Source organism: Streptomyces sp. NPDC088157, from assembly GCF_044741545.1.
Classification (GTDB): Bacteria; Actinomycetota; Actinomycetes; order Streptomycetales; family Streptomycetaceae; genus Streptomyces.
Window position 1 is genome coordinate 109581 of record NZ_JBIUSU010000007.1, and the last position, 24367, is coordinate 133947.

10 protein-coding genes are annotated in these 24367 nt (G+C 69.9%); 2 read left to right on the plus strand and 8 right to left on the minus strand.

What is annotated here, in order from left to right; all coding sequences use genetic code 11:
* Positions 1-41: 41 nt before the first annotated feature.
* The 5 genes from ACIPFH_RS27450 to ACIPFH_RS27470 form a co-directional block, all read right to left on the minus strand.
* The gene (locus ACIPFH_RS27450) at positions 42-326 is read right to left on the minus strand and encodes a hypothetical protein (RefSeq protein ID WP_401830406.1); all 285 of its coding nucleotides are present in this window, start codon (positions 324-326) and stop codon (positions 42-44) included.
* A gap of 47 nt (positions 327-373) precedes the next feature.
* Positions 374-862 (minus strand): hypothetical protein, encoded by a 489-nt coding sequence (locus tag ACIPFH_RS27455; protein ID WP_401830409.1) that lies wholly within the window; start codon positions 860-862, stop codon positions 374-376.
* Positions 863-1045: 183 nt separating this feature from the next.
* Positions 1046-12007: a LamG-like jellyroll fold domain-containing protein gene (locus tag ACIPFH_RS27460; protein ID WP_401830411.1), complete on the minus strand. Its 10962-nt coding sequence runs from the start codon at positions 12005-12007 to the stop codon at positions 1046-1048.
* A gap of 476 nt (positions 12008-12483) precedes the next feature.
* Positions 12484-13227, minus strand: coding sequence for an N-acetyltransferase (locus ACIPFH_RS27465; RefSeq protein WP_401830414.1), 744 nt, complete (start codon positions 13225-13227; stop codon positions 12484-12486).
* A 41-nt stretch (positions 13228-13268) separates the two neighbouring features.
* Positions 13269-14021 (minus strand): HNH endonuclease family protein, encoded by a 753-nt coding sequence (locus ACIPFH_RS27470; protein WP_401830415.1) that lies wholly within the window; start codon positions 14019-14021, stop codon positions 13269-13271.
* Between the two features lie 190 nt (positions 14022-14211).
* On the opposite strand from ACIPFH_RS27470, the gene ACIPFH_RS27475 reads away from it, so the two are divergent.
* A complete protein-coding gene (locus ACIPFH_RS27475) occupies positions 14212-14400 on the plus strand; it encodes an antitoxin (RefSeq protein ID WP_401830417.1) in 189 nt (62 codons plus the stop codon).
* A 428-nt stretch (positions 14401-14828) separates the two neighbouring features.
* Here ACIPFH_RS27475 and mfd read toward each other — a convergent pair whose 3' ends face one another.
* The 3 genes from mfd to ACIPFH_RS27490 form a co-directional block, all read right to left on the minus strand.
* A complete protein-coding gene (gene mfd, locus ACIPFH_RS27480) occupies positions 14829-18362 on the minus strand; it encodes a transcription-repair coupling factor (RefSeq protein ID WP_401830418.1) in 3534 nt (1177 codons plus the stop codon).
* Positions 18363-18732: 370 nt separating this feature from the next.
* The gene (locus ACIPFH_RS27485; RefSeq protein ID WP_401830421.1) at positions 18733-21312 is read right to left on the minus strand and encodes an ABC transporter permease; all 2580 of its coding nucleotides are present in this window, start codon (positions 21310-21312) and stop codon (positions 18733-18735) included.
* Complete coding sequence (locus tag ACIPFH_RS27490; RefSeq protein ID WP_401830423.1) at positions 21309-22097, minus strand: ABC transporter ATP-binding protein; 789 nt, start codon at positions 22095-22097, stop codon at positions 21309-21311. Before ACIPFH_RS27490 ends, ACIPFH_RS27485 begins: the two co-directional genes overlap by 4 nt.
* Positions 22098-22549: 452 nt before the next feature.
* Between ACIPFH_RS27490 and ACIPFH_RS27495 the strand changes: the two genes are divergently transcribed.
* Positions 22550-24163 carry an MFS transporter gene (locus tag ACIPFH_RS27495; protein WP_401830426.1) on the plus strand — a complete coding sequence of 538 codons (1614 nt, stop codon included), beginning with the start codon at positions 22550-22552 and terminating at the stop codon, positions 24161-24163.
* Positions 24164-24367 lie beyond the last annotated feature (204 nt).

Genomic DNA, 24367 nt, shown 5'->3' on the forward strand with positions numbered 1-24367 from the left:
CGTCCCCGCAGTACGCCACCCTGCGCGGAGTCCCTGGTGCATCAGGCGGACCGCGTGATAACTGCCCATTGGAAATCGATGAACCGGGAACAGTTGTCGTTGTCCGTGTCGGATTCGAGCACCTCCTGCGAGAGGCCTTCGGTGTGAAGTACAGCCTCGTAGCAGGCGGACAGAATCTCCAGGACCGAGTCCGCGTCGAAGTCTGTGGCCGCGCAGTCGAAGAGCAGTGACAAGGCCGCCACCAGCGAAGCAGTCCCGATCACCGGGTCCTGCTCCGCCAAGGTGTACAAGCGACCCGAGATCTCGTCCACCTCGGCGCGGTCCACGCCCCCCGGGCGGGCAGAGGTGCCAAGGACCGATCGCACGAACCGGATTAAAACAGGGTCTCACCATCGATATCACCAGCAGAGTGTCGTGGATCCGCAGACTCCACAGAAATCGTTACATCCTCAGAATCAGGGCGACCCGAGCTGAAGATCGAGACCCCTTCAACTTCGAGTTCGGGCTCATCCGGCGCTGGCGTGTAGAGAGCAATACCGGTTCCTTCTAGGACGCCTCCAGAATCATCAATCTCGACGTTTACTCCGTTTCTCGAGAGATCATCCACAACCTCACCGAAAGGGCGCCGCAAAAGGCGAACATTCGAAAACGTGAGGTCTGCTCTGCCGGTCGCCTCGATAAACACCAGCCTGTCCGACGCATCGAAGGTGAGCAGCAGCCCCGCTTCGATGTAGTGATCGATAGGCGGACTGCCCGGGACGCGGACGAAAGAAGCGTGTACTCCGAGTCGCTCTCGCAGCACCTCCCTTTTCTCCCCGAAACGAGCAGAATCCAACCCACTCCACGGAACCACCTGACTCATGGCTCACTCACTCCCTGTCAGAATTTTTGGACAGTTCGCGCGCACCTGGGTGCCGCACGAGCGGGCACGCCCCTCGGGCCCGCTCCCCGGGAGCCTCGGACTTGGGGCTCCCGGGTCCGAAGCGGTGACTTCACCGCACACAACCTACCGTTCCACCCAAGGATGCATCCGCCTCGTGCCCGGTCAGAACAGTGTCAGCTGAACGTGCACACCCGTCTTCACGCCCCGTAGCGCCTGGAAGGCCGGATTATTCGGCAGGTCATCGATCATCTCACCGATTGCGTTGTTGTATTTGCCGGGGAATCTTGCAACGACGTCATCGATGTCCATCTGCATCGCCTCATCAATCCTGCCATTAGCGATCAGGTCCTTCTGATCTGCCCGCCAGGTTTCGGGCCCCGGCCCTCGCCCCCAGCTAGAGGTCGCCACATGGTCCATCTCATCCATTTGAATCGACGGGCCTGTACTCAACCCAAGCGGAGAGGCCTGGTTGGCGGGCATGTGGTTGATCTCGGTACCGGGCACATTCCTTTTGGTCAAGGGGTCCTTGAGATCCTTATGCCTCGCAGCCCCTCGATATGCGTGACCGGGCGGCGCAGTACCGCACTTCGCGACCGCGTTGGCGTTGTGCACGAGGACCGGAGTGGCACCGGCCTCCACGTAGTACGTGTGGAGGTCACCAATGGTGAGGTCGTACGTCGTCGTATCCGCGTGGTACAGCCGGACGCCCGTGACCTCGGCCGTGCCGGTCGGTGTCTGGAGGACGTCGCCGGGGTTGAGGTCCTTGGCGTCGACGAAGGCGGATCGGGTCTCGTCGTAGAAGGGGTGGTGGAAGGTCGTCTGGAGGTGCGCGTCCTGCGCAGTCGCCGCAGATGCCGCGCTGACCGCTGCCACCGGTTGGGTCGTCGGCGCCTGGCTGTCACTGTGGCCGTGACCGGCCGACAGCGCGCCCAGTACCGCTGCGGACGCCGCCAGGCCGAACGCCGCCTTGCGCGCCGCCTTCTTGGCGACCGCCTTCACCCCGGCCTTCACACCCGACTTCTCAGCCGTCTGCCCCGCCGTGGCCTTCACCGTCACGTCCACGAAGTCGTGGTCCGTGTGCGTCACGATGACAGCGGTGACCTTGTGGGTCTGCGTACCTGTCGTTCCCGGCACCGAGTTGGCGATCTTGTCGCCGGCCTTCACCCGGTCGATCGCCTTCGTCGTGCCGTCGGCCATCAGCACCCGGGTCGAACCCGTGAAGCTGTGCGGGATCGGGCAGCCGGTCGGCTCCTCTCCGGCCGCCCCGCCGGGCTCGTCCGAATGCGACTGCGACCGTGACCCCGCCCCCTCCGAGTCCGCCCGCGAAGCCGCCGCCTCCGTCGCGTCCGTCGCCGCTGTCTCCTCGGCCTCCGTCGCGCCCTTGCCGAAGAGGCCGCCGACGACCTTCATCGCCTTCGGGGCCGCCTTGGCGAGGAGCTTGCCGCCGATCTTGCCCAGGGCGCCGCCCAGCGCGCCGGCTATCGCGCCCGTCACCGCCGCGCCCGCGAAGGCGCCCGCGTCGCAGTCGTCGCCGCCGTTCTGCGCGCACGCGAAGCCCTGCTCCACCAGGGAGCCCACCGCGCCCGCCACGGCCGCGCAGCCGATCGAACCGACACCGGCCGTCAACGCCTCGCACCCCGCGAAGACCGCCGTCGAGACCACGAACGAGGTGATCGCCGCCGCGTGGTGCTTCGCGTAGGTCGCGGTGGCCTTCGCCGCCTTCACCGTGGCGTGGTACGCCGTCCTCGACGCGGAGGCGACCGCGTGCGCCGCCTTCTTCACCGCGTGCGTGACCTTCTTCGCCGCCTTCTTGACGGTGTGGACGACGCGGTGCACCACCTTCGACGCCTTGTGATAGGCGGTATGGACCGCGTGGACCACCCGGTGGACCGCGCGTTTCACCTTCCGTGCCGTGTAGTGGTAGACGCGCCGCACCACCCGCACCGTCGCGTGGTACACGTCCCGCACGTGGTGGACCACCTTGTGCGCCGCGTGCTTCACCGCGTGGACGACCTTGCGGGCCACGTGCTTGACCGCGTGGTAGACCTTGTGCGCCGCGTGCTTCACCGCGTGGCTGACCTTGTGGACGGCCTTCTTCGCGCCGCAGACGAGGTCCCACATCGAGCAGTTGCCCGACTCGTCCGTGCCCGCCATCGGATTGTCGTCGACGTACGCGAACGGGTTCGCCGACACCGAGTTCGGGACCGGGTTCAGCGACACGCTGTCCTTGTTGAGGAACACGCCCGTGTCCGGGTCGTACCAGCGGGACGCCGTCCCCACGTCACCCGTGCCGGGTTCGGTCCAGCCCGACTGGAAGCCGAGGTGACCGACGACGGTGTCCGTCGGGGAGACCACCTTGCCCAGCGGGTCGTACGACGCCGAGCCGGTCAGGGTCGTCGCACCCGAGGTGAAGGAGCCGACCACGTCGTTGTGCTGGTCGGTGAGGGCCAGGACCGCAGAACCGCCGGTGTCCTTGACGCCCACGAGGCCGCCGCCCGGGTCGTAGGTGTAGGTGTCGTCGCCGTCGGAGGCGATCGTGTTGCCCGCGCCCGAGTAGGCGAAGGTGCGCGTCGCCCCCGTCGAGGTGACGCGGTCCGTGATGTTGCGGCCCGTCGCGTCCAGCGTGTAGGACTGCTCGCCCGCGACGATCTGCCCGCCGAACGCGTCCGTCCTGTACGCGACCGTGCCGCCTGCCGTCGACGACTCCTGGCTCATCGTGCCGCGCGCCGAGTAGGAGTAGGTGTGCGTGCCGTCCGAGGTGAGTTCGTCGCGCTCGTCGTAGGTGTAGACGTCGGCGCCGTTGCGGATGCGGTTGCCCGCCGCGTCGTAGGCGTACGAGGTGGTGTTCGTGCCGTTGTTCCACGAGGTCAGGCGGTTGGCCCAGTCGTAGCCGTAGGTGTTCGACGACGCGCCCGAGACGCCTGTCGTCGTCTTCGACGTCAGGTTGCCGTTCTCGTCGTAGCCGTAGGCGAAGCTCGCCATCGTCGAGGCGCCCTGGACGAGAACGTCGTTGGTCAGCTGGTGCGCGCTGTTGTAGCTGAAGGTGCGGGTCTGGCCCGTCGAGCCGTACTTGACGGTCTTCAGGTCGTTCAGCTGGTCGTAGGTGTACGTCAGCTGGTTGCCCGTGGCCGGGTCGTTCAGGGAGGCCAGGCGGCCCGCCGTGTCGTAGCCGTACGTCGTCGTGCCGGCGGCGTCGGTGCGGGAGGTGACGTTCGCGTCGTCGTTGTAGGCGAAGCTCGACGTGCCCGCCGAACCCGACGTCGTCAGCAGGTCGCCGCGGTCGTCGTAGGTGAACGCGTCGTGCGTGGCGTCCTGGTGGTCGACAGCGCCGGCGATCCCGGCCTCGTCGGTGTCGGCCGACAGGACGCGGCCGTCGGCGTCGTAGGTGAAGCTGCGCTTCGCGGTCGCCGCGTCGGCGCCCGTGCCGGACATCGACTTCAGTTGGCCCACGTTGTCGTACGTCATCGACGTCGTCGTGCCGCCCGGGAGGGTGGCGTTCGTCAGCTGCCCGTCGGCGTCGTAGGCGAACGTCGTCGTCGAGTCGGCGGCCGAGCCGTACTGGGCCGTGGTCGGTTCGGTGACCTTCTCCTGTTGGCCCCACGGGGTGTACGCGTAGCGCCAGGAGTTGCCGCGGCCGTCGGTGAAGCGGGTGCGGTTGCCGGCCGCGTCGTAGCCGAAGGTCGTGGTGATCGACGTCGAGGCGTCGACCGGCTGGATCTCCTGGGTGACCGTCCCGGCCGCGTCGTAGGTGAAGTGGCTGGTGTGCTGGCGTGCGTCGGTGGCGGCGGTCATGTTGCCGACGCCGTCGTACTGCTGCGAGGTCGACCAGAGCTGGACGCTGTTCGCGTCGTACGCGCGCGTGGTCGTCGGGTCGCCGGCGGCGTTGTAGTCGGTCTGGGTCCAGGTGTTGTCGGGGAGGATCGTCTTCTGCTGGTTGCCCTCGAAGTCGTAGGTGTAGCGGGTGGTGTTGCCCGCCCCATCGGTGGCCGAGGTGACGTCACCGGCCCGGTTGTAGCCAAAGGACGACGTCACCCCGCCCGGCGAGGTGGTCGAGGAGGCGTGCGCCCCGTAGGGGTTGCCGGTGGTGACCGCGTAGGACGTGGTGCTCGTCAGGGTCCTCGTCGACGGGCGGCGCTCCATCGTCGTCGAGGTGACCTGGCGGCCCAGGTAGTCGTATGTGGCCTGCGCCTGGGCGCCGGTGCCGTCGGTCGCGGAGAGCTGGTCGCCGTCGGCGTCGTAGACGGCGTGCGTGGTGGTGCCGTCGGGGTCCGTGACCTGGGCGATGTCGCCGAGCTGGTCGTAGAGGTAGGAGGAGGTCTTCCCGCCGGGCGAGGTGACCGACGTCTGGTTGCCGTCGCTGTCGTAGGTCCACACGGTCGTGCCCGCGTTCGGGCTCGACGCGCCGGCCGGGGTGTACGAGGGGAGCGTCTCGGAGACCTTGTTGCCCTCGGCGTCGTAGACGGTCGTCGTGACCAGGCCGTCGGGGTCCTGCTCCTCGACGGCCTCGCCGAAGGTGTTGAAGCCGCTGGTCGTGACCGGGCGGACGGTGGACGCGGTGATGCCGTCGGGCTCCGCCTGGACGGCCGGCGCGGTGGTGACCGCGAGGTTGCCGGCCTCGTCGTAGGCGTAGTCCGTGGTGTGCTGCTCGGCGTCCGTCATGGACGTCGGCAGGCCGCGCTGGTCGTAGGTGTACTTGGTGGTCTGGGCGTCGGACGAGCCGACCGTGCCGCCGCTGCGGCCCTTGCCGTAGAGGGAGGTCACGTCGGTCGCGGAGAGCGCCCGCTGGTAGACCTGTACGTCCCCGACCTCGCCGTTGACGACGTCGGACGTCGTGCTGTCCGCCGTCTTCGTGCCGCCGACGGACAGCGGCCCGGTGCCGGTCCACGGCGAGGTGTCGGTCGCGGAGCCCGCCTGTGCGCCGTTGACGTACAGCTTCATGGCGCCGTTGCTCGCGTCGAAGACGCCGACCAGGTGGGTCCAGGTGTTGAGCGGGGCGGCCGTGGTGGCCTGGGCGTCGTAGTACGCGGACGGGGAGGCCACGTCCGCGTTGGCCGCGTGAAAGCGGAAGGCGTTGGCGGTCTTGTTGTACTGGAGGTAGAAGGAGGCCCGGTTGGTGCCGCCCTGGGCGACGAAGGTCCGGAAGGTGGAGGCGTCGGCGAGGTTCACCCACGCGGAGACCGTGTAGGAGGCGGTGGTGTCCAGGACCGGGCTGTTGGTGGCGACGACGTCACCCGTACCGGTCGTCGTGCCCGCGAACCTGGCCGCGTCGTCCGCCCAGGTGACCCCCGGGCCGGCGGTGGCCGTGTTGCCGGTGCCGGAGGAGTCCGTCACCGAGCGGCCGGACGTCTGGTTCAGCCTCCACCAGCCCGCCGGGTGGCCGGAGGCGTCCCCGTACAGCGTCTCGGCGAGCAGGTTACCCATGTCGTCGTAGCTGTTGGTGGTGGTGCGGTCGTAGCCGGAGGAGTCGTGGTCGTTCTCGGAGGCGACCTGGTCGTCCGGGGTGTACGACACCGTCGTCACCCGGTCCACACCGCTCGGGTCCAGCTCGGTGGACGTGGTCCGGGAGGCCGCGTCGACGGTGTACTTGGTGACCGTCTCGCCGTTGTCGGTGGTCGACTGGGTGAGGTCGCCGGCCGCGTCGTAGACGTCCGACTCCAGCGTGTAGGTGCTGTTGCCGTCGGCGCTGGTCCGCTTCACCGTCGAGGTCAGACCGTCGTCGGTGTAGGTGTACGCGGTGGTGTTGCCCATCGCGTCGGTGATGGAGGCGAGCCGTCCGGCGGGGTCGTAGGCCCGCGAGGACTCGGTGAGGAGCGCCGCCGGCTGCGGGTTCACCGGGTCGCCCGTGTACATCAGGCCCTGGGTGAGCAGGTCGCCGTTGTCGTTGTACGTGTACCGGGTCTCGGTGCCGGCGGTCGTCACCTCCTTGGTCTTGTTGCCGGACGTGTCGTACGTGTACGTCGTCGTGTTGCCGTTGCCCGCGCCCTCGGCCGCGTTGGCGTCGGACTCGGTCAGGACCCGGTCGTAGGCGTCGTAGGTCCAGTCCTGGGCGCGGGAGTGGTCACCGCCCCTGCCGTCGGCGACCGTCTGCGAGGTGACGTCGCCGTCGTCGTCGTACACGGAGGTGGTGACGGCGGCGTGGGTGGCGCCGGTGACCCGGTCGGTGAGCTGCGGGTCATGCTCCTCGAGCACCTGGCCCGCGGTGTCGTACTCGTACGACGTCACCAGGCCGGCCGGGTAGGCGTCGGAGACGACCTTCTCGGTGAGGACCTGGCCGAGACCGTCGAAGGTGTACGAGGTGACGAGCCCGGCGGCGTCCGTCGTGGCGGCCACGTCACCGTTCTTGAGGTACGACACCTGGTTGACGGCGCCGCCCGGTGAGACGGTCCGCACCGGCAGTCCCTTGGGGACCACGCCGCCGTCGGCGGACGGGTAGGTGCTGGTGCCGTCGCTGTAGACGGTGGTCGTAAAGCGCCCGCCCGGGAAGCCGGGGACGGCCGGACCGGTGATCGCGGTCTGGTTGCCGGCCGTGTCGTAGGTGTACGAGGTGAGGTACGTGTTGTCGGTGGCCGACGCCGAGCGGCCGTCGCGCTCGGTCAGGAGCTGGTCGTTGCGCGGGTCGGCGGTGGTCAGCTGCTCCGTCGTGTCGTCGGGGTAGTAGGCGTAGTACTCGGTGTTGCACTTGTTGGCGGCCTGGTCCTGGCAGGACGTGGACGACACCACGTTGCCGCGCACGTCGTGACCGGTGATGGTCATCGCGCCGTTCGGGTCGGTCACGGTGTGCTCGAAACCGGCCGAGTCGTAGCCGAAGCTGGTCTTGTTGCCGAGGCCGTCGATCTCGGTGAGAGCGCGGTTGCCGTTGGTGACGTCGTATGTGTACTTCAGCGTCGCGGTGGTCGGGGAGGTGACGGACACCGTCTCGACCGGGAGCAGGCCGGTGGAGTTCTTCGCGGCCTCGTAACTCTGGGCCACGTCCGCGGCGGAGAGCTGCGAGCGGAAGAGGGCGACCTCGGCCATGGAGCCCTTGAAGTAGGTCGCGTACCCGGTGTTGGAGGTGGAGCTGGTGTGGGCCTCGTCCGGCCAGTTGCCGCCGTTGAAGCCCGCGCCGACGTAGGTGTACGGCTGTCCGGTCATCGCGGCGGTGCCGGTCTGGGTGCCGACGAGAACGCCGTCGAGGTAGAGGGACTGGCTGGTGGCGCCGGTGGAGAGGACGGCCTGGTGCCACTTGCCGTCGGTGACGGCGGCGGCCGAGACGAGCGGCTTGGTGGAGCCGCCGGAGAAGTAGAACTCGCCGTGCAGCTTGCCGCTGGTGCCGACGTAGAGGACGGGTGTGTAGCTGGTGGCGGTGGTGCCCGCGCTCAGCGGGTCCTTGCTCGCGCCGAGCAGCACACCGTTGGCCGTGGTCGTCTTGAACCACATGCTCGTCGACTCCGCGCCCGAGCCGGGCAGCGAACCGCTGGGCAGGGTCAGCGAGGAGGTGGACCCGTCGAAGGTCGCGGCCTTCTGGTCGGTGAACGGGCCCGCGGCGCCGAGGGTGACGGCGCTGTACGTGGCGTTCCCGCCCCGCACCTGGTCCACGGCCGTGGCCGCGCCCGCCGCCTCGCCGAGCCGGAAGTACTCGCTCGGCGCCCCGCCGAGGACCGCGCCCCGGTAGGTGTCGCTCGATCCGGAGACGGTGGGGGTGCCCAGCGCCCAGGTCCCGCCGTTCTCGTCCGTCATCTGCGTGAGCACGGTGGAGTTGATGTCGTACGTCATGGCCGCGTACGTCTTGCCGGAGGGCCGCTTGACCGAGGTCAGCAGGGACTCGCTGTGCGTGCCGTACGTGTAGAGCGCGCTCACGTCCGCGGCAACGAGCGGGCGGCTGTACCAGCCCACGTCCGCGATGGAGCCGTTGAAGTACGTGGCATGGCCGGCGTCGTCGGTGTACGACGGGTGGTCGGGCCAGTCGCCGCCGAGGAAGCCGGTGCCGAGGTAGTTGAAGGACTGGTTCTTGCCGAAGGCGGTCGCGCTCTTGATGGAGACGGTGCCGGTGCGCGAGCCGACCTTGGCGCTGTCCAGGTACAGGCTCTGGGAGTTGCCGGCCGCGGACAGCACGACGTGGTGCCACTTGCCGTCGGCGACGGACGCGGCCGACACGATCGGGTTGATGCCGCCGCTGTACCAGAACTCGGCGTTCAGTTTGCCGTCGCTGCCGACGTAGATCGACGGCGTGTAGAAGCCCGCCGCCTGCCCGGAGCCGATGGGCTGGGAGGCGTAGGAGTAGAGGACACCGGGCCCGGCGGACGTCTTGAACCAGAGCGAGAGCGCGCCGGAGACGGTGTCGTTGCCGAGGTTCTTCGGCAGGGAGACGTCGGAGGTCGTCCCGTTGAACGTGGCCACCTTGGACGAGGAGCCGGTCAGCGGACCGCCGCTCTGGCCGACGGTGACGTTCTCGTACGTCGCGTTCGTCGTACCCTCGTTGGCGAGGACGGCGTCCTTGGCGCTGGTGCCGGAGGTCTCCGACAGCGGCCAGAAGGTGTGCGGGTCGAGGTCGAGCGCCGCGTTCTGGTAGCCGGAGCCGGTGGTGTAGCCGTAGACCGTGCACTTGGTGGTCGACAGCGGCGTGCAGACCTTGGTGAGCTGGTCACCGGTGTAGCCGTACGTCCAGGTCTGGACCGTGGCCGAGTCCCCGGCCGTGGCCGGGTCGGTGACCACGGTCGTCACGTGCGCGGCGAGCGCGCCGGGCGGGGTGGACCAGGTGAGGCTCAGCGTGCGGCCGGAGACCGCCGAGGTCATCTTGGTGATGTGGGCGGGGGTGCCGGTCCAGGTGAGGTTCAGCGCCCGGCCGTTGGCGTCCGTCACCGAGGTCAGTCCGTAGGCGCCGGAGCCCAGGGACTGGGTGAAGGTGTAGAGCGTGTCGTCCTTGTCGGTGAGCGTGTAGCCGCCGGTGACCGTCTTGAAGGAGGCGAACCGTCCGTTGCCCGGGGTGAAGGTGCCGTCGCTGTTCCTGCCGTAGCCCGCCTGGGAGCCGTCGGGGTAGGTGACCTGCACGCTCGCGACCGCGCCGGCCGCCGTGTACTGCTCGGTCGCCCTCGCGTCGAAGATGCTCGACCAGCCCGAGCCGAACGCGCCCGTCCAGCGCGGGTCACGGGAGTTGTAGTCGCGGTCGACGTCGAGGGACGGGCCGACGGTGGAGATGGAGGCGTCGGTGTCGGAGGTGGTGTAGTTGCCGATGGACGCGTCGAAGCCGTGGTCGCTGCTGTTCTGCGAGAGCCCCGAGGTGATGACGGTCTGCGGGACCTGGATGGATATCTCGTAGGGGTCGGCGGGCGAGTAGAGCGCCGTGGTCGCGTCGTACGCCTGGACGGTCCAGCTGTAGTTCTTCCCCCAGGCGAGCTTGCCGGCCGGGACCGTCCAGTCACCCGTCGCGACCAGGCCCGAGTCGGCGACCTTGGTGCCGGCGGCGTCGAAGACCTGGAAGAGGTACTTGTTGGTGCTGCCGGAGGTGGAGTTGGCGCCGCCCGCCCACGCCGTGAACTCCGGTGTGGTGGTGCCGACGACCGCGTTGTCCGCCGGGAACTGCTCGTAGAGCTGCGGGGCGGTGTTGCCGGTGTAGGTGACCGTGATGTACGGGCCCTTGCCCGGGTCGTTGAACGAACCGAACTGCTTCCAGTGCAGCGCGTCCGAGGTGGAGGCGTAGACGGCGAGACCGTGGTCGGCGGTGGTGCCGCTGAGCCAGCCCTGGATCGCGGAGGTGGACAGCGGGACGGTCACCGAGTCGCCCACGGTCCGGTCGGCGTTCGTGTTGGCGCAGGCGTTGGGGACGGTCGGGGTCGCGCTGCCGATCGAGGCGCCCATGGCCGGGCCCGGGTAGCTGGTGACACCCTCGGGGGTCCAGGCGCCGGTGACGAGCGCGACGTCGAAACGTTCCGCCGTGCAGGTGGAGGCCCAGGTGTCGAACAGGTGCAGGCTCGCGGCGGTGACCGTGGCGCCGCTGCCGTCCCAGGCGGTGTCCCAGTGGTTGACGAAGCTGTTGGCGGCGTGGGCGCCGGAGTCGTAGGAGCCGACCTTGATGGTCTGCTCGTAGGAGTGGTCGATGTTGTTGCCTGTACCGGACTCGGCGTACGTGGTGGTCCAGCCGTCCGTGACGGTGGGGTCGACGGTGACGGGGAAGACGCGGTCGGCGCTGTGCAGCCAGGCGCTGTCGAGGGTGATCTCGAGCGCGTAGCCGTCACCGTTCCTGACGAGTTCCGTGGTGACGGCGTGGGTGGTGGCCGGGTCGCCGGAGCGCGGGTCCACCTTGGAGTCGTAGGCGTACGAAGGGGGGATGCTCTCGACGGTCCTGCCGGAGGAGTCCCGCAAATCGATCCAGCCGTTGGCGGTGCTCCGGACCGGGGTGAGGCCCTGGAGGGTGAGGGGGAAGGTCCAGGTGTTGACCGCGTCGGCGGAGTCGAGGACGACGGACTCCTTCACGCCGGTGGCGGTCGGCGCAAGCTTCAGATCGGTGCCGGGGAGAACCTGGTCGTACGTGACGGTCGAGCCGTCGGCGGTGCCCTTGACCGGGGCGGCGCCCTTCAGGCCGTAGGCGACGCGGTGCTTCGTGTCGGTCGCGAGGGAGGTCAGCGCGGGGTCGGTGGCCCGGGCGGCGAAGTCGACGTCGACGGAGTTGGCCGCCTCGTACCAGCGCCCGTCCGGCCCGGCCCGCACATCCACGTCGATGGGCGCCCATCTACCCTTGCCGACCTGATAGTTGACAGGGTTCGGGGACATCCGGCGGGTGATGGATCCGTCGGCGTTGTCGAAGACGGTCTCGGTGCGCGTGGACTGGGTGGCGCTGCGCTTGCTGGTCTTAGCGTCGAAGCCGGCGCCGCCGGCGCTGCGGCCTGCCTGCGTGGCCGGCTTGTGCGCCTGGTAGGCGGGGAGTTCGCCCTTGCCCTTGCCGGGGGCGTGGCCCGCGCCGCGGTGGGCGGTGGTGGCGTCGGCGTCGACCTGGTGCCGGTGACCGGCGGCGGTGCCGGACTGCTGGTGCGGCAGCTTGCCCCACTGCGGGTCCGTGAACCAGGAGGCGAGGGAGGCCAGGCTCATGCTCGGCAGATCGACGCTGCCGAATTCCAGTCCCTCCGCCACGGCCTGGTCGGTCGTCAGCATGAGCGCGAGCGCGGTCAGCAGGAGCGCGGCGAGTCCGCGCAGGGTTCCGCGGGAACGGAACGCCCCGCTCGACCGTCTGACAGGGCGACGTCGGAGCGTGCCGCGCAGGCGGGACGTACGGCCGGCGCGGGACGCACGGCGCGGGCGACGGCTCAGCGGCCGGGGAGGCAGCACGGCAGGACTCCAACGAATCGGAAAGCGACACAGAAGCCCGCCGATCCTGCCTGCTGTGAATCACCCGTGAAAAGTTTCCCGGTGAGTTCTTGTAGCCGCCTTGACCAGCCGTTTTTGAATCCGACCGATTTGCCGCCGCACATCCGTTAAGGGCCGGTGTGGATCTTTGCGAACACATCGGTCGAACCGGACCGGGACTTCACACTTCGGGTGATGTCATGGACGGAACATCTCGATCACGGCGCTCACCGCGCTCCATGCGGTCACCCGGGTCACGGCGGTGAGACGATGCCCGGGCCCCGTCAGAGAGAGTGCCGCATCCACACGTTGGGCTCGACGTACACCGCGTGGTCCCGCTCCGGCTCGCACCTCACCGGTACCAGCGCACCGGGCACCTCGATGTCGCCCCGGGTGTCGAAGGGCAGCCCGGTCCAGCGGCGCCACTCCGCCAGTGAGCCCGCCATCGTCATCGACGCCGGCGCGACCCCCTCGATGCTCGCACCCGCCCGGACGTGCACCCGCAGCCACGGGTCGTACGGCAGCCCGTCCTTCCGCACCCGGTACGTGTACTCCTCGATGGGGGTGCGCGGTTCGAGATGCTTGGCGTTCGGCCGGACCGGGGCCACGACCTCGGCGAAGTCCATCGCCCGGGCGCCGTCCCGCATCGCCGCGAGCATCCGCCCTGACAGGCCGAGGCCCTGGGCGTGCGGGGCGACCACGATCGAGATCGCGCTCACCGTGTCCGGCCGCACCCCGCCGCGCCGGTCGGCGAAGGCCCAGACGAGCACCTGGTCCCAGCCCCGCGCGGGCAACACGCCACGGCCGTCGGCGTGCAGGGCGAACGGCACGCTGTAGGCATGGGCGACGACCTGCCCCCGCTCGTCCTGCGCGAACAGAACATGCTCCGGGAACTCGACGGGGATCCGGCCGTAGTGCGCGTTGCCCACCAGGTCCTGTGCGGCGAACTCCGGCCAGGTGTCGGGCATGTCCTGGACCGGGCCGAGCATGTCGGGACGGTCGGCGAGGCTGGACACCTTCAGTTCCATGGGGTCACGGTAGGCGAGGAGCCCCCGCCCCCGCCCCTCCTTTACCCCGCGTGGAATCGCCCCGGCGCCTTCGTGGGGTTGCCCCCGGTGGGGAGTTTCTGGTCGGGGCAGGTCTCGAGCACCTTCTCCATCGCGGACTTCTCCGCCGCGGTGACCCACAGTTCGTACTTCTTCTTCACGGCGACCTGTGCCGCGACGTACGTGCACCGGTAGGCCTTGTTGGGCGGCAGCCAGGTCGCCGTGTCGCCGTCCCCCTTGGAACGGTTGGTGCTCGCGTCGACGGCCAGCAGGTTCAGCGGATCGTTGGCGAGAGCTATCCGCTTGCCCGCGTCCCAGTACTTGGCGCCCTTCTGCCAGGCGTCGGACAGGGCGACGACGTGGTCGATGTCGACCTTGCTGCTGCCACGCCGGTACGTCACGTCCTTCCCGGAGTACGGGTCCGACTCCAGCACCCCGTAGGACACCTTGCAGACGCCGCCGGTGAACTTCACCTCCTCAAGATCGCGCTTGAGGATGTCGTCCCGGGTGTCACAGGAGTTGGAGTCCGTGTCCGCCCACGCGGAGCCGAACTTCTCCCGGTCGTAACCGGTCTTGGGGGCCCGCCCCTTCACGCTCAGCGACTCGGCCGCCGCGAGCGCCGCTCCGCCACTCCCCGCTCCACCGCCCGCCGTCGCCCCCGCCCCGCCGGAACCCGCGTCGGAACCCGAGCCGGTGGTCTGCTCCTTGCAGCCCGCCACCGTCACGGCACACATCAGCACGACGGCGACCGCCGCCCCACCCCTCGGACGCCTCACGCGCCCCTCCCCTCGCCTGGCCGCTGCCCACCCCGCACAGGGCGGTTTCCCCTGACGGGGACTGGCACACACCGTAGCGAGGGGGCGTTCGGGAGCGACCGGGAGGTCCAGACCACAACCGACTCAAGTGGGCATTTCGCACATCACGGGAATATCGTCGGTGGAGAGTCATCCCCGGAAGGAGCTCTGGATGGGCATCTTCGACAGGTTCAAGAGCAACAAGGCGGCACAGGACAAGGCCAGGGACATGTCCGACGTCGCGGAGCGCAAGGCGAACGAGAAGACGGGCAACAAGTACGAGTCCCAGGTCGACTCCGCACAGCAGAAGATGCACGAGCGGATGGGCATGGACGAGGACCGGCCGCCCGAACAGCCATAGCCGCCCCTCGGCTCACCCCGGCCGCGAATTCGGCATCGGATTCGGCCGCAGCCCGACCCCCGGATTCGGCATCTGGTTCGGCCGCAGCCCGACCCCCGGAGAGTCACGGGGCGAGCCACCGACACCACCCGGCACATGAGACCGTCCGCGGAAGAGCGAGCCCGCCGCGGACGGCTTCGCCCTGCTCGCCGAGGCGGCCGGCGGCCGTCTCCGATACGGCGCTGCGGGCCAGGTCGTGAGGCCGTCGCCCGTGCGCAACTGCGGCCACGTCGGCCGTCGGCCGTCGGCCGTAAGCAACCGCGGCCAGGGCGGCCGTCGCCCGTAGGCAACTGCGGCCACGTCGGCCGGCGCCGGTACGGAACTGCCCCGAGGGCATACGCCGCCCGAGGACCCGCGCATGGCCGCAGGCCCCCGGACGGCCAACCCGGCTACGACCCCAGGATCGTCGCCAGGAACTCGCCCACCCAGCCCAGCAGTTCCCGCCCGACCAGCGGCTTGCCGCCGACCTTCGCGGTCTTCGGGCGGGGTACGAGGATCTGGTGCGCGGCCGGCTTGATGACGGACCCGGGGTACAGCCGCTTCAGGCGCAGCTCCTGCGACTCGCGCAACTCCACCGGCGCGAAGCGGATGTTGGGGCCCTGGAGCACGATCTCGCCGACGTCACACGCGCGTGCCAGCATCCGCAGCCCCGCCACCAGCAGCAGGTTCTCCACCGGTTCGGGCAACTTGCCGTAGCGGTCGACGAGTTCCTCGCGGACGGCCTTGACGTCCTCCTCCGAGTTGGCGGAGGCGATGGCCCGGTAGGCCTGGAGGCGCAGCCGCTCGCCGGGCGCGTAGTCGTGCGGGACGTGCGCGTCGACGGGCAGCTCGATCTTGACCTCGAGCGGCGGCTCCTCCTCGATCCCGCCGGACTCCAGCTGGCGCCGGTAGTCCGCGACGGCCTCGCCGACCATACGGACGTACAGGTCGAAGCCCACGCCCGCGATGTGGCCGGACTGTTCGCCGCCGAGCAGGTTTCCGGCGCCCCGGATCTCCAGGTCCTTCATGGCCACGTACATGCCCGCGCCCATCTCGGTGTGCTGGGCGATGGTGGCGAGCCGCTCGTGGGCGGTCTCGGTGAGGGGCTTCTCCGGGGGGTAGAGGAAGTAGGCGTAGCCGCGTTCCCTGCCCCGGCCCACCCGGCCGCGCAGCTGGTGCAGCTGGGACAGGCCGAAGGTGTCTCCCCGCTCCACGATCAGCGTGTTCGCGTTGGAGATGTCGATGCCGGACTCGACGATCGTCGTCGAGACGAGCACGTCGAACTTCTTCTCCCAGAAGTCGACGACGACCTGCTCCAGCGCCGTCTCCGACATCTGGCCGTGGGCGGTTGCGATGCGCGCCTCGGGCACGATCTCGCGCAGTTTCGCCGCCGCGCGGTCGATCGACTCGACCCGGTTGTGGATGTAGAAGACCTGGCCCTCGCGCAGCAGTTCGCGGCGGATGGCGGCGCCGATCTGCTTCTGCTCGTAGGGGCCGACGAAGGTGAGCACCGGGTGGCGCTCCTCCGGGGGCGTGGTGATCGTCGACATCTCACGGATGCCCGTCACCGCCATCTCCAGGGTCCTGGGGATCGGGGTCGCCGACATCGTCAGGACGTCGACGTTCGCGCGGAGCTTCTTCAGCTGCTCCTTGTGCTCGACGCCGAAGCGCTGCTCCTCGTCGACGACGACCAGGCCCAGGTCCTTGAACTTCGTCTCGGAGGAGAACAGCCGGTGGGTGCCGATGACGATGTCCACCGCGCCCTCGCGCAGCCCCTCCAGCGTGGCCTTCGCCTCCGTGTCCGTCTGGAAGCGGGACAGCGCCCTGACGTTCACCGGGAATTGCGCGTACCGCTCGCTGAACGTGCCGAAGTGCTGCTGCACGAGGAGGGTCGTGGGCACGAGCACGGCGACCTGCTTGCCGTCCTGGACGGCCTTGAAGGCGGCCCGGACGGCGATCTCCGTCTTGCCGTAGCCGACGTCGCCGCAGATCAGGCGGTCCATCGGGACCGTCTTCTCCATGTCGTCCTTGACCTCGGCGATGGTGGTGAGCTGGTCGGGCGTCTCCGCGTAGGGGAAGGCGTCCTCCAGTTCGCGCTGCCAGGGGGTGTCCGTGCCGAAGGCGTGCCCGGGGGCCGCCATCCGGGCGCTGTACAGCTTGATCAGGTCGGCGGCGATCTCCTTGACCGCCTTCTTCGCGCGCGCCTTGGTCTTCGTCCAGTCGGCTCCGCCGAGCCGGTGCAGCGTGGGGGCCTCGCCGCCGACGTACTTGGTGATCTGCTCCAGTTGGTCGGTGGGGATGTAGAGGCGGTCGCCGGGCTGTCCGCGCTTGGCGGGGGCGTACTCCACCACCAGGTACTCGCGCGTGGCGCCCTGGACCGTGCGCTGCACCATCTCGATGTAGCGGCCCACGCCGTGCTGCTCGTGGACGATGTAGTCGCCCGCCTCCAGGGTGAGCGGGTCGATGGTCTTCCGGCGGCGCGCGGGCATCCGGGCGCCGTCCTTGCCGGCCGCCTTCTGGCCGGACAGGTCGGTCTCCGTGAGGACGGCCAGGCGGAGCGCCGGGTCGACGAAGCCGTAGTCGATCGAGCCGCAGGAGACGTGGACGACGGAGGGGCTGAGCTCGCTCAGGTCGGCGTCCAGGCGGGCCGCGACGCCCTCGCCGCCGAGCACCTCGACCGTGCGGGCCGCCGGGCCGTGCGCCTCGGTGACGAAGGCGACGCGCCAGCCGTCGGCCAGCCAGCCCTTGGTGTCGGCCAGCGCCTTCGCGGTGTCGCCCCGGTAGGTCTCGGGGGCGTGCATGCCGAGTTTCAGCGTGCCGGCGTCCAGTTCCTCGTCGGCCGCGAACGGCGACACCGACCACCACATCATGTCCAGCTCGCGCGCGTGGTCACGGACGTCCGCGATGGACCACAGGGAGGCCGCGCCGACGTCGATGGGCGCCTCCCCGCCGCCTGCGGTGGCCGCCCACGACGCCTGGAGGAACTCCTGGGACGTCGCCACGAGGTCGGCGGCACGCGTGCGTACCCGCTCCGGATCGCAGACGACGGCCATCGCGCCCTTGGGCAGGACGTCGATCAACAGCTCCATGTCGTCGACCAGCACCGGGGCCAGGGACTCCATGCCCTCGACCGCGATCCCCTCGGCGATCTTGCCGAGCAGTTCGCCGAGCTCGGGGTGCTGCTCGGCGAGGGCGCGCGCGCGTGCGCGTACGTCGTCGGTGAGGAGGAGTTCGCGGCAGGGCGGGGCCCACAGGCCGTGCTCGGCCACCTCCAGGGAACGCTGGTCGGCGACCTTGAAGTAGCGGATCTCCTCCACGTCGTCGCCCCAGAACTCGACGCGCAGGGGGTGTTCCTCGGTGGGCGGGAACACGTCCAGGATGCCGCCCCGTACGGCGAACTCGCCACGCCTCTCGACGAGCTCCACGCGCGCGTAGGCGGCTGCGGCGAGGGCTTCGACGATCTCGTTCAGGTCGGCCGTCCGGCCGGTCCGCAGGGCCACCGGTTCCAAGTCGCCGAGGCCCTTGACCTGCGGTTGGAGCACTGAGCGGACCGGTGCCACGACTACCGACACCGGGCCGGTCTCCGGGTCGTCGGGGCGCGGGTGGGCCAGTCGGCGCAGCACGGCGAGGCGACGGCCGACGGTGTCGCTGCGCGGGCTGAGCCGCTCGTGCGGGAGCGTCTCCCAGGAGGGGTACTCCACCACGCCGTCCGGCGGGAGCAGCGAGCGCAGCGCGGCGGCGAGGTCCTCGGCCTCGCGGCCGGTGGCCGTCACAGCGAGGACCGTGCGGGCGGTCTCCCGGGCGAGGGCCGCGATGGCGAAGGGGCGGGCCGCCGGGGGGCCGACCAGATCGATGTGCATGCGGTTGCCGTCGGCGGCCGCGGGGATCGCTTCCGCGAGGGCGGTGTCCTTGACGACGGCGTCGAGCAGACCGTGCAGACTCATGGAGGGCTTGGGCTTTCCGTCCGAGGGGCCGGGGTGCGTCCGGGGTGCGGCGTACCGGGGTCCGGGGTGGGCAACGCGAAGGGCCCGACGCGTCTCACGGGCCGGGGGTGTCCAGAGTACGTCGGGGCGGTGACGTTCGCCGGGGGCTGTGGACAACCCCCGGGGTGGACGTGGCTTCCGCCGCGGTCCTCGCCCCCGCCGCCCCTTCCCTTCCCGTCCCCGGGGCTGCCGCCCGCACCCCCCCCGTTTCGGCCCTGAAAGGGCCGCGTCCTCAAGCGCCGGACGGGCTGAGAGCGCCGATGAGCCCGGCATCGAGAAGACCCCCGTCCTCCTCGATGCCGGGCCGTGTGCCCCCGTTGGTTCCGCGGTGCTAGTCCGTCGCGATCGCGTTGAGGACGTTCATGCGGCCCGCGCGGAACGCCGGGACCAGTGCGGCGAACAGGCCCACGAACGCGGAGCCGATGAACACGCCGATGATCGTCGGCCACGGGATCTCGAGGACGTCCAGGCCCTGGAGTGCGAGGAGTTGCTGGGCGGTGGCGCCCCAGCCCATGCCGAGTCCGAGGCCGAGGAGGGCGCCGAAGAGGGCGATGACGACCGACTCCATGCGGATCATGCGGCGCAGCTGGCGGCGGGAGAGGCCGATCGCCCGCATCAGGCCGATCTCCCTGGTGCGCTCCACCACCGACAGGGCGAGGGTGTTCACCACACCGAGGACCGCGACGATGATCGCGAGGGCGAGCAGGCCGTAGATCAGGTTCAGCAACTGTCCGATCTGGTCCTTCAGCTGCTGCTTGTAGTCGGTCTGGTCGCGGACGCTGTACTGCGGGTAGTCGTGCAGCGCGGACTTGAGGGCCGTGTACGCGGCGTCCTGCTGTCCGTCCTTCGCCGTGGCGAAGACCAGTTGGTCCAGCGGCAGCTTGTCGGCCGGGACGTACCTCTTGAGGGTGTCGATGGAGGTGTACATCGCGCCCTGGTCGATGACGGCGTCACTGCTGGTGATCGCGCGGACCGTCAGGCCGGCCGTGGAACCGCCCTTGAAGGCGACGGAGATCTTGGAGCCGACGGTGATCCCGTGGTCCTTCGCGAACTCGTCGTGGACGGACATCGAGTCGGGACGGTAGGCGTCGGCGAGGTCGCCGGCGACGGTCTCGACGCGCAGGTCGGTCGCGTAGGTCGGGTCGGCCGCCGTGATCGCCGTCTTGTCGAGCTTCTTGCCGTCGGGGGTGGTGAAGTCGGCCTCGGTCCACTTGTACTCCGTGACCCGCTCCAGGCCCGGCGTCGACTTGATGGCCTGCACCGCCTGCGAGGTCATCAGCTGACCGCTGTCGCTCTGGATGATGAAGTCCGTACCGACGCTTTTGTCGAGCTCCTCCGTCGCGGAGGCGACCATGGAGGAGCCGACCACCGACAGACAGGCGACCAGCGCGAGGCCGATCATCAGGGCCGCGCCCGTGGCGCCGGTACGGCGCGGGTTGCGCAGCGCGTTGCGCTCCGCCATCCGTCCGACCGGACCGAAGGCCCTGAGCACGATCGCGCCCAGCACCCGGACCACCCCGCCCGCCAGCAGCGGGCCGATCACCACGAAGCCGATCAGGCTCAGCACCACGCCCAGTCCCAGCCAGAGCGAGCCCTCCGCGGCCTTGTCGGCGGCGGAGGCGAGGTAGAGGCCCGCGCCGCCGGCACCGGTGAGGAGGAGACCGATGACGGCCCGTACCGCGCCGGCCCTGGCGTCGGCCGGGGCGCCGGCGTCGCGCAGCGCGGCCATCGGGGAGACCTTGCCCGCACGGCGGGCCGGGAGGTAGGCCGCCAGCACCGTGACGACGATGCCGAGGACCATGCCGACCACCGGGGTCGTCCAGGCGACCGTCAGGTCGTCCGTGGACAGGTTCATGCCGGTCATGCCCATGAGTTTCATCAGACCGACCGCGATGCCGACGCCCGCGCCGACGCCGAGCAGCGAGCCGACCACGCCCAGGAGCAGGGCTTCCGCGAGCACGGACCGGTTGACCTGCTTGCGGCTGGAGCCGATGGCCCGCATCAGGCCGATCTCGCGGGTGCGCTGGGCGACCAGCATGGAGAAGGTGTTGATGATCAGGAAGATGCCGACGAGGAAGGCGATCCCGGCGAAGCCGAGCATCGCGTACTTCATCACGTCCAGGAAGCTCCCGACGTCCTGGCGGTTGGCGTCCGCGGTCTCCTTGGCGGTCTGCACCTTGTAGTCGGCGCCGATCGTGGCCGCCACGTTCTGCTTCAGCTGAGCGTCGCTCACCCCGGACGCGGCCGTGACGTTGACGTTCGTGTAGACGTTCGACTCGCCGACCAGGGTCTCCTGGGCGGTCTTCGTGTCCAGGTAGAAGATCGCCGCGCCGGGGTTGGTGACCTGGAAGGCGGCGATGCCGGAGATCTTCGCGGTGTGCGTGCCGACCGCGCTGATCACGCCGATCTCGTCGCCGAGCTTCAGGTGGTGCTTGTCGGCGGTGTCCTCGTCGACCATGACCTGGTCGGAGCTCTTGGGCGCCGCTCCGTCGGTGATCTTCATGGTGCGGGCTTCGTTGGCGTTCCAGTTGCCGACGATGGTGGGCGCGCCGCTGGAGGGCGACAGGCTGTCCTTGTCGGCGTCGACCACCGTCACGGAGGTCGAGAAGACGGTCCCCTCCGCCGACTTCACCCCGTCCGCCTTGCGGACCTGACCGAGCACGGAGGCCGGCATGACCGGGGGCTTTCCGTTGTCGGAGGTCGTCTCACCGGTGTCCGAGGCGCCCTTCGCGCTCACCGTCACATCGGAGGAGGTGGCGGCGAAGAGCTTGTCGAAGGTCGTGTTCATCGTGTCGGTGAAGACGAGCGTCCCGCAGACGAACGCCACCGACAGCAGGACCGCCACGGCCGAGAGGGCCATGCGTCCCTTGTGCGCATAGAAGTTGCGCATCGAGGTCTTCATGACGGTCATGACGTACGCCCCCGCGCGTCGAAGTCCTTCATCCGGTCCAGGACGGTCTCGGCGGTCGGCTTGAACATCTCGTCGACGATCCGGCCGTCCGCGAGATACAGCACCCGGTCCGCGTACGAGGCGGCCACCGGGTCGTGCGTGACCATGACGATGGTCTGGCCCAGGTCGTCCACCGAGCGGCGCAGGAAGCCCAGGACCTCGGCGCCCGCGCGCGAGTCGAGGTTTCCGGTCGGCTCGTCCCCGAAGATGATCTCGGGGCGGGCGGCGAGGGCGCGGGCCACGGCGACGCGCTGCTGCTGACCGCCGGAGAGCTGGGTGGGCCGGTGCCTGAGGCGGTCGGCGAGTCCGACGGTCTCCACGACCTGGTTCAGCCACGCCTTGTCCGGCTTGCGGCCGGCGATGTCCATCGGCAGCGTGATGTTCTCGAGCGCGTTCAGCGTGGGCAGCAGGTTGAACGCCTGGAAGATGAACCCGATCCGGTCCCGGCGCAGCTTGGTGAGCTTCTTGTCCTTCAGCCCGGTGATCTCGGTCTCGTCCAGGTAGATCTGCCCGGACGAGACGGTGTCGAGACCGGCGAGGCAGTGCATCAGCGTGGACTTGCCGGACCCTGAGGGGCCCATGATCGCGGTGAACTGTCCGCGGGCGATGTCCACGTCGACGTGGTCGAGGGCGACGACACGGGTCTCACCGGACCCGTACGCCTTGACGACCTGCCGCGCCCGCGCGGCTACGGCCGTACGCCCTCCAGTGCCCCCGTGCCTGGGAATGGTCACAGCCGAAGTCACGGTGAATCTCCTATGTCTATGTCGGACGTCAGAAACGGATGAGCAGCGCATCGGATGAGCAAGGGATGGTGCGAGGCGCCACGTCGAAGAGTCTGTCGGCGGGAGGTGGTCCCGCGCGCTGGTGCTCGGGCCCGTCTTCCCGGGGGGTTAACCCCACCCCCCGGAAGTGGTGCCTGCCGCCCCCCCAGCGGCATAAAGCCAGGTTAAGGACGGGACCCGGCCCTTCTCCTCCTCCGACGGTACGAACCCTCCCCCAGCCGTAGTACGGAGATACCCCTAGGGGCTGTCCACCGCCGGGTGGAGTCTTCTTCGGGGTTCCCTCCACCCTGCGGCCCCCGCCGGCTCCCTCCGGCCCGGCCATGCTTCACCCTCCCGCCACGTGAGGGGCAAGTGGGAAGCTGACTTCCGCCAGTTAGGTGCAAGGGGCACGGGAGCTAGGGGAAGGGCATCAGATGGGGGACATCCAGCCGGCGACACGCGAGGCCGCGCGGGCGACCGCACCGCGCGGACGGGGAGCGGTCGTCGCCGCCCTGATGCTCTCCATGGCGCTGGCGGCTCTCGACTCCACCGTCGTCTCCACGGCCGTTCCGCAGATCGTCGGCGACCTGGGCGGGTTCTCCGTCTTCTCCTGGCTGTTCTCCGGCTATCTGCTCGCCGTGACGGTCACCCTGCCCGTCTACGGCAAGCTGTCCGACACCTTCGGCCGCAAGCCGGTGCTGATCGCCGGGGCGGCCCTCTTCCTGCTCGGCTCGCTGCTGTGCGCCCTGGCCTGGAACATGGGGGCGCTGATCGCCTTCCGCGTCGTGCAGGGCCTGGGCGGCGGGGCCTTGCAGGGCACGGTGCAGACACTCGCCGCCGATCTGTACCCGCTGAAGGAGCGGCCGAAGATCCAGGCGAAGCTGTCCACGGTGTGGGCGGTCTCGGCGGTCGCGGGACCCGGCCTGGGCGGGATCCTGGCCGCCTACGCGGACTGGCGCTGGATCTTCCTCGTCAACCTGCCCATCGGGGCTGTCGCGTTGTGGCTGATCGTCCGTCACCTGCACGAGCCGCAGCGGAAGTCGTCGCAGGCCGAACAGGATCCGCGCCCACGCGCGCGTGCCGAATCGCCCCCACGCGCGCGTGCCGGGTCGCGTCCACGCGCGCGTGGCGGATCGCGCCGCCCGAGCGCGCGTGGCGGGTCGCGTCCACGCGCGCGTGTCGACTGGGCGGGCGCGCTGGCGGTGTTCGTGTGCGGCGGCGTGCTGCTGGTCGCGCTGGTGCAGGGCGGGGTGGCGTGGCCCTGGCTGTCGGGGCCGTCACTCACCCTGTTCGCCGGCGGGCTGGCCCTGGCCGGGCTCGTCGTCGTCATCGAGCGCCGGGCCACGGAACCGATCATCCCCGGCTGGGTGTGGCGGCGCCGCACGATCGCGGCGGTCAACCTCGCGCTGGGCGCGCTGGGTCTGCTGATGGTGGCCCCGACGGTGTTCCTGCCGACGTACGCCCAGTCGGTGCTGGGCCTGGGGCCGGTGGCCGCCGGGTTCGTGCTCTCCGTCTGGACCCTGAGCTGGCCGCTCTCCGCGGCCCTCAGCCAGCACGTCTACCGGCGCATCGGGTTCCGCGACACCGCGCTGCTGGGCATCGGCACGGCGACGCTGATCCTGTTCGCGTTCCCGTTCCTGCCCTACCCCGGCGCCGCCTGGCAGCCGGCTCTGCTGATGCTGCTGCTGGGCGCGGCGCTGGGCCTCTTCCAACTCCCGCTCCTGGTCGGAGTGCAGTCGACGGTGGGGTGGTCGGAACGCGGGACCACGACCGCGTCCGTACTGTTCTGCCGCCAGACCGGGCAGACGATCGGCGCGTCGGTGTTCGGCGCGGTCGCCAACGGGGTACTGGCGGCGCGGCTGGGCGGCGCGGGCGATCTGGACTCCGTCACCCGCGCCCTCGACGCCGGCACCGCACCCGACGCCACCCGGCACGCCATCGCGAGCGCCGTGCACGCCGTCTACCTCGGCGCGGCCTGCGCGGCGGCACTCGCCTTCCTGGTCCTGCTGTGCGTGGCACCACGGCGGTTCCCCGTACTGACGGAATGACGGCGTGCCGGAATGACGGCCTGCCGGCCTGACGCCCTCACGGGCCGAGAGGCCGAGAGGCCGAGAGGCCGACGGACCCCGAGAGGCCGACGGACCCCGAGGGGCAAGGGAGCGGCATGGTCACAGGGAGTGTTCGATGCCACGCAGTACCCGCACAGCTGTTCTGTTAACCCGGGTAACACCCCAGGTCAGCGGGCATTTCGC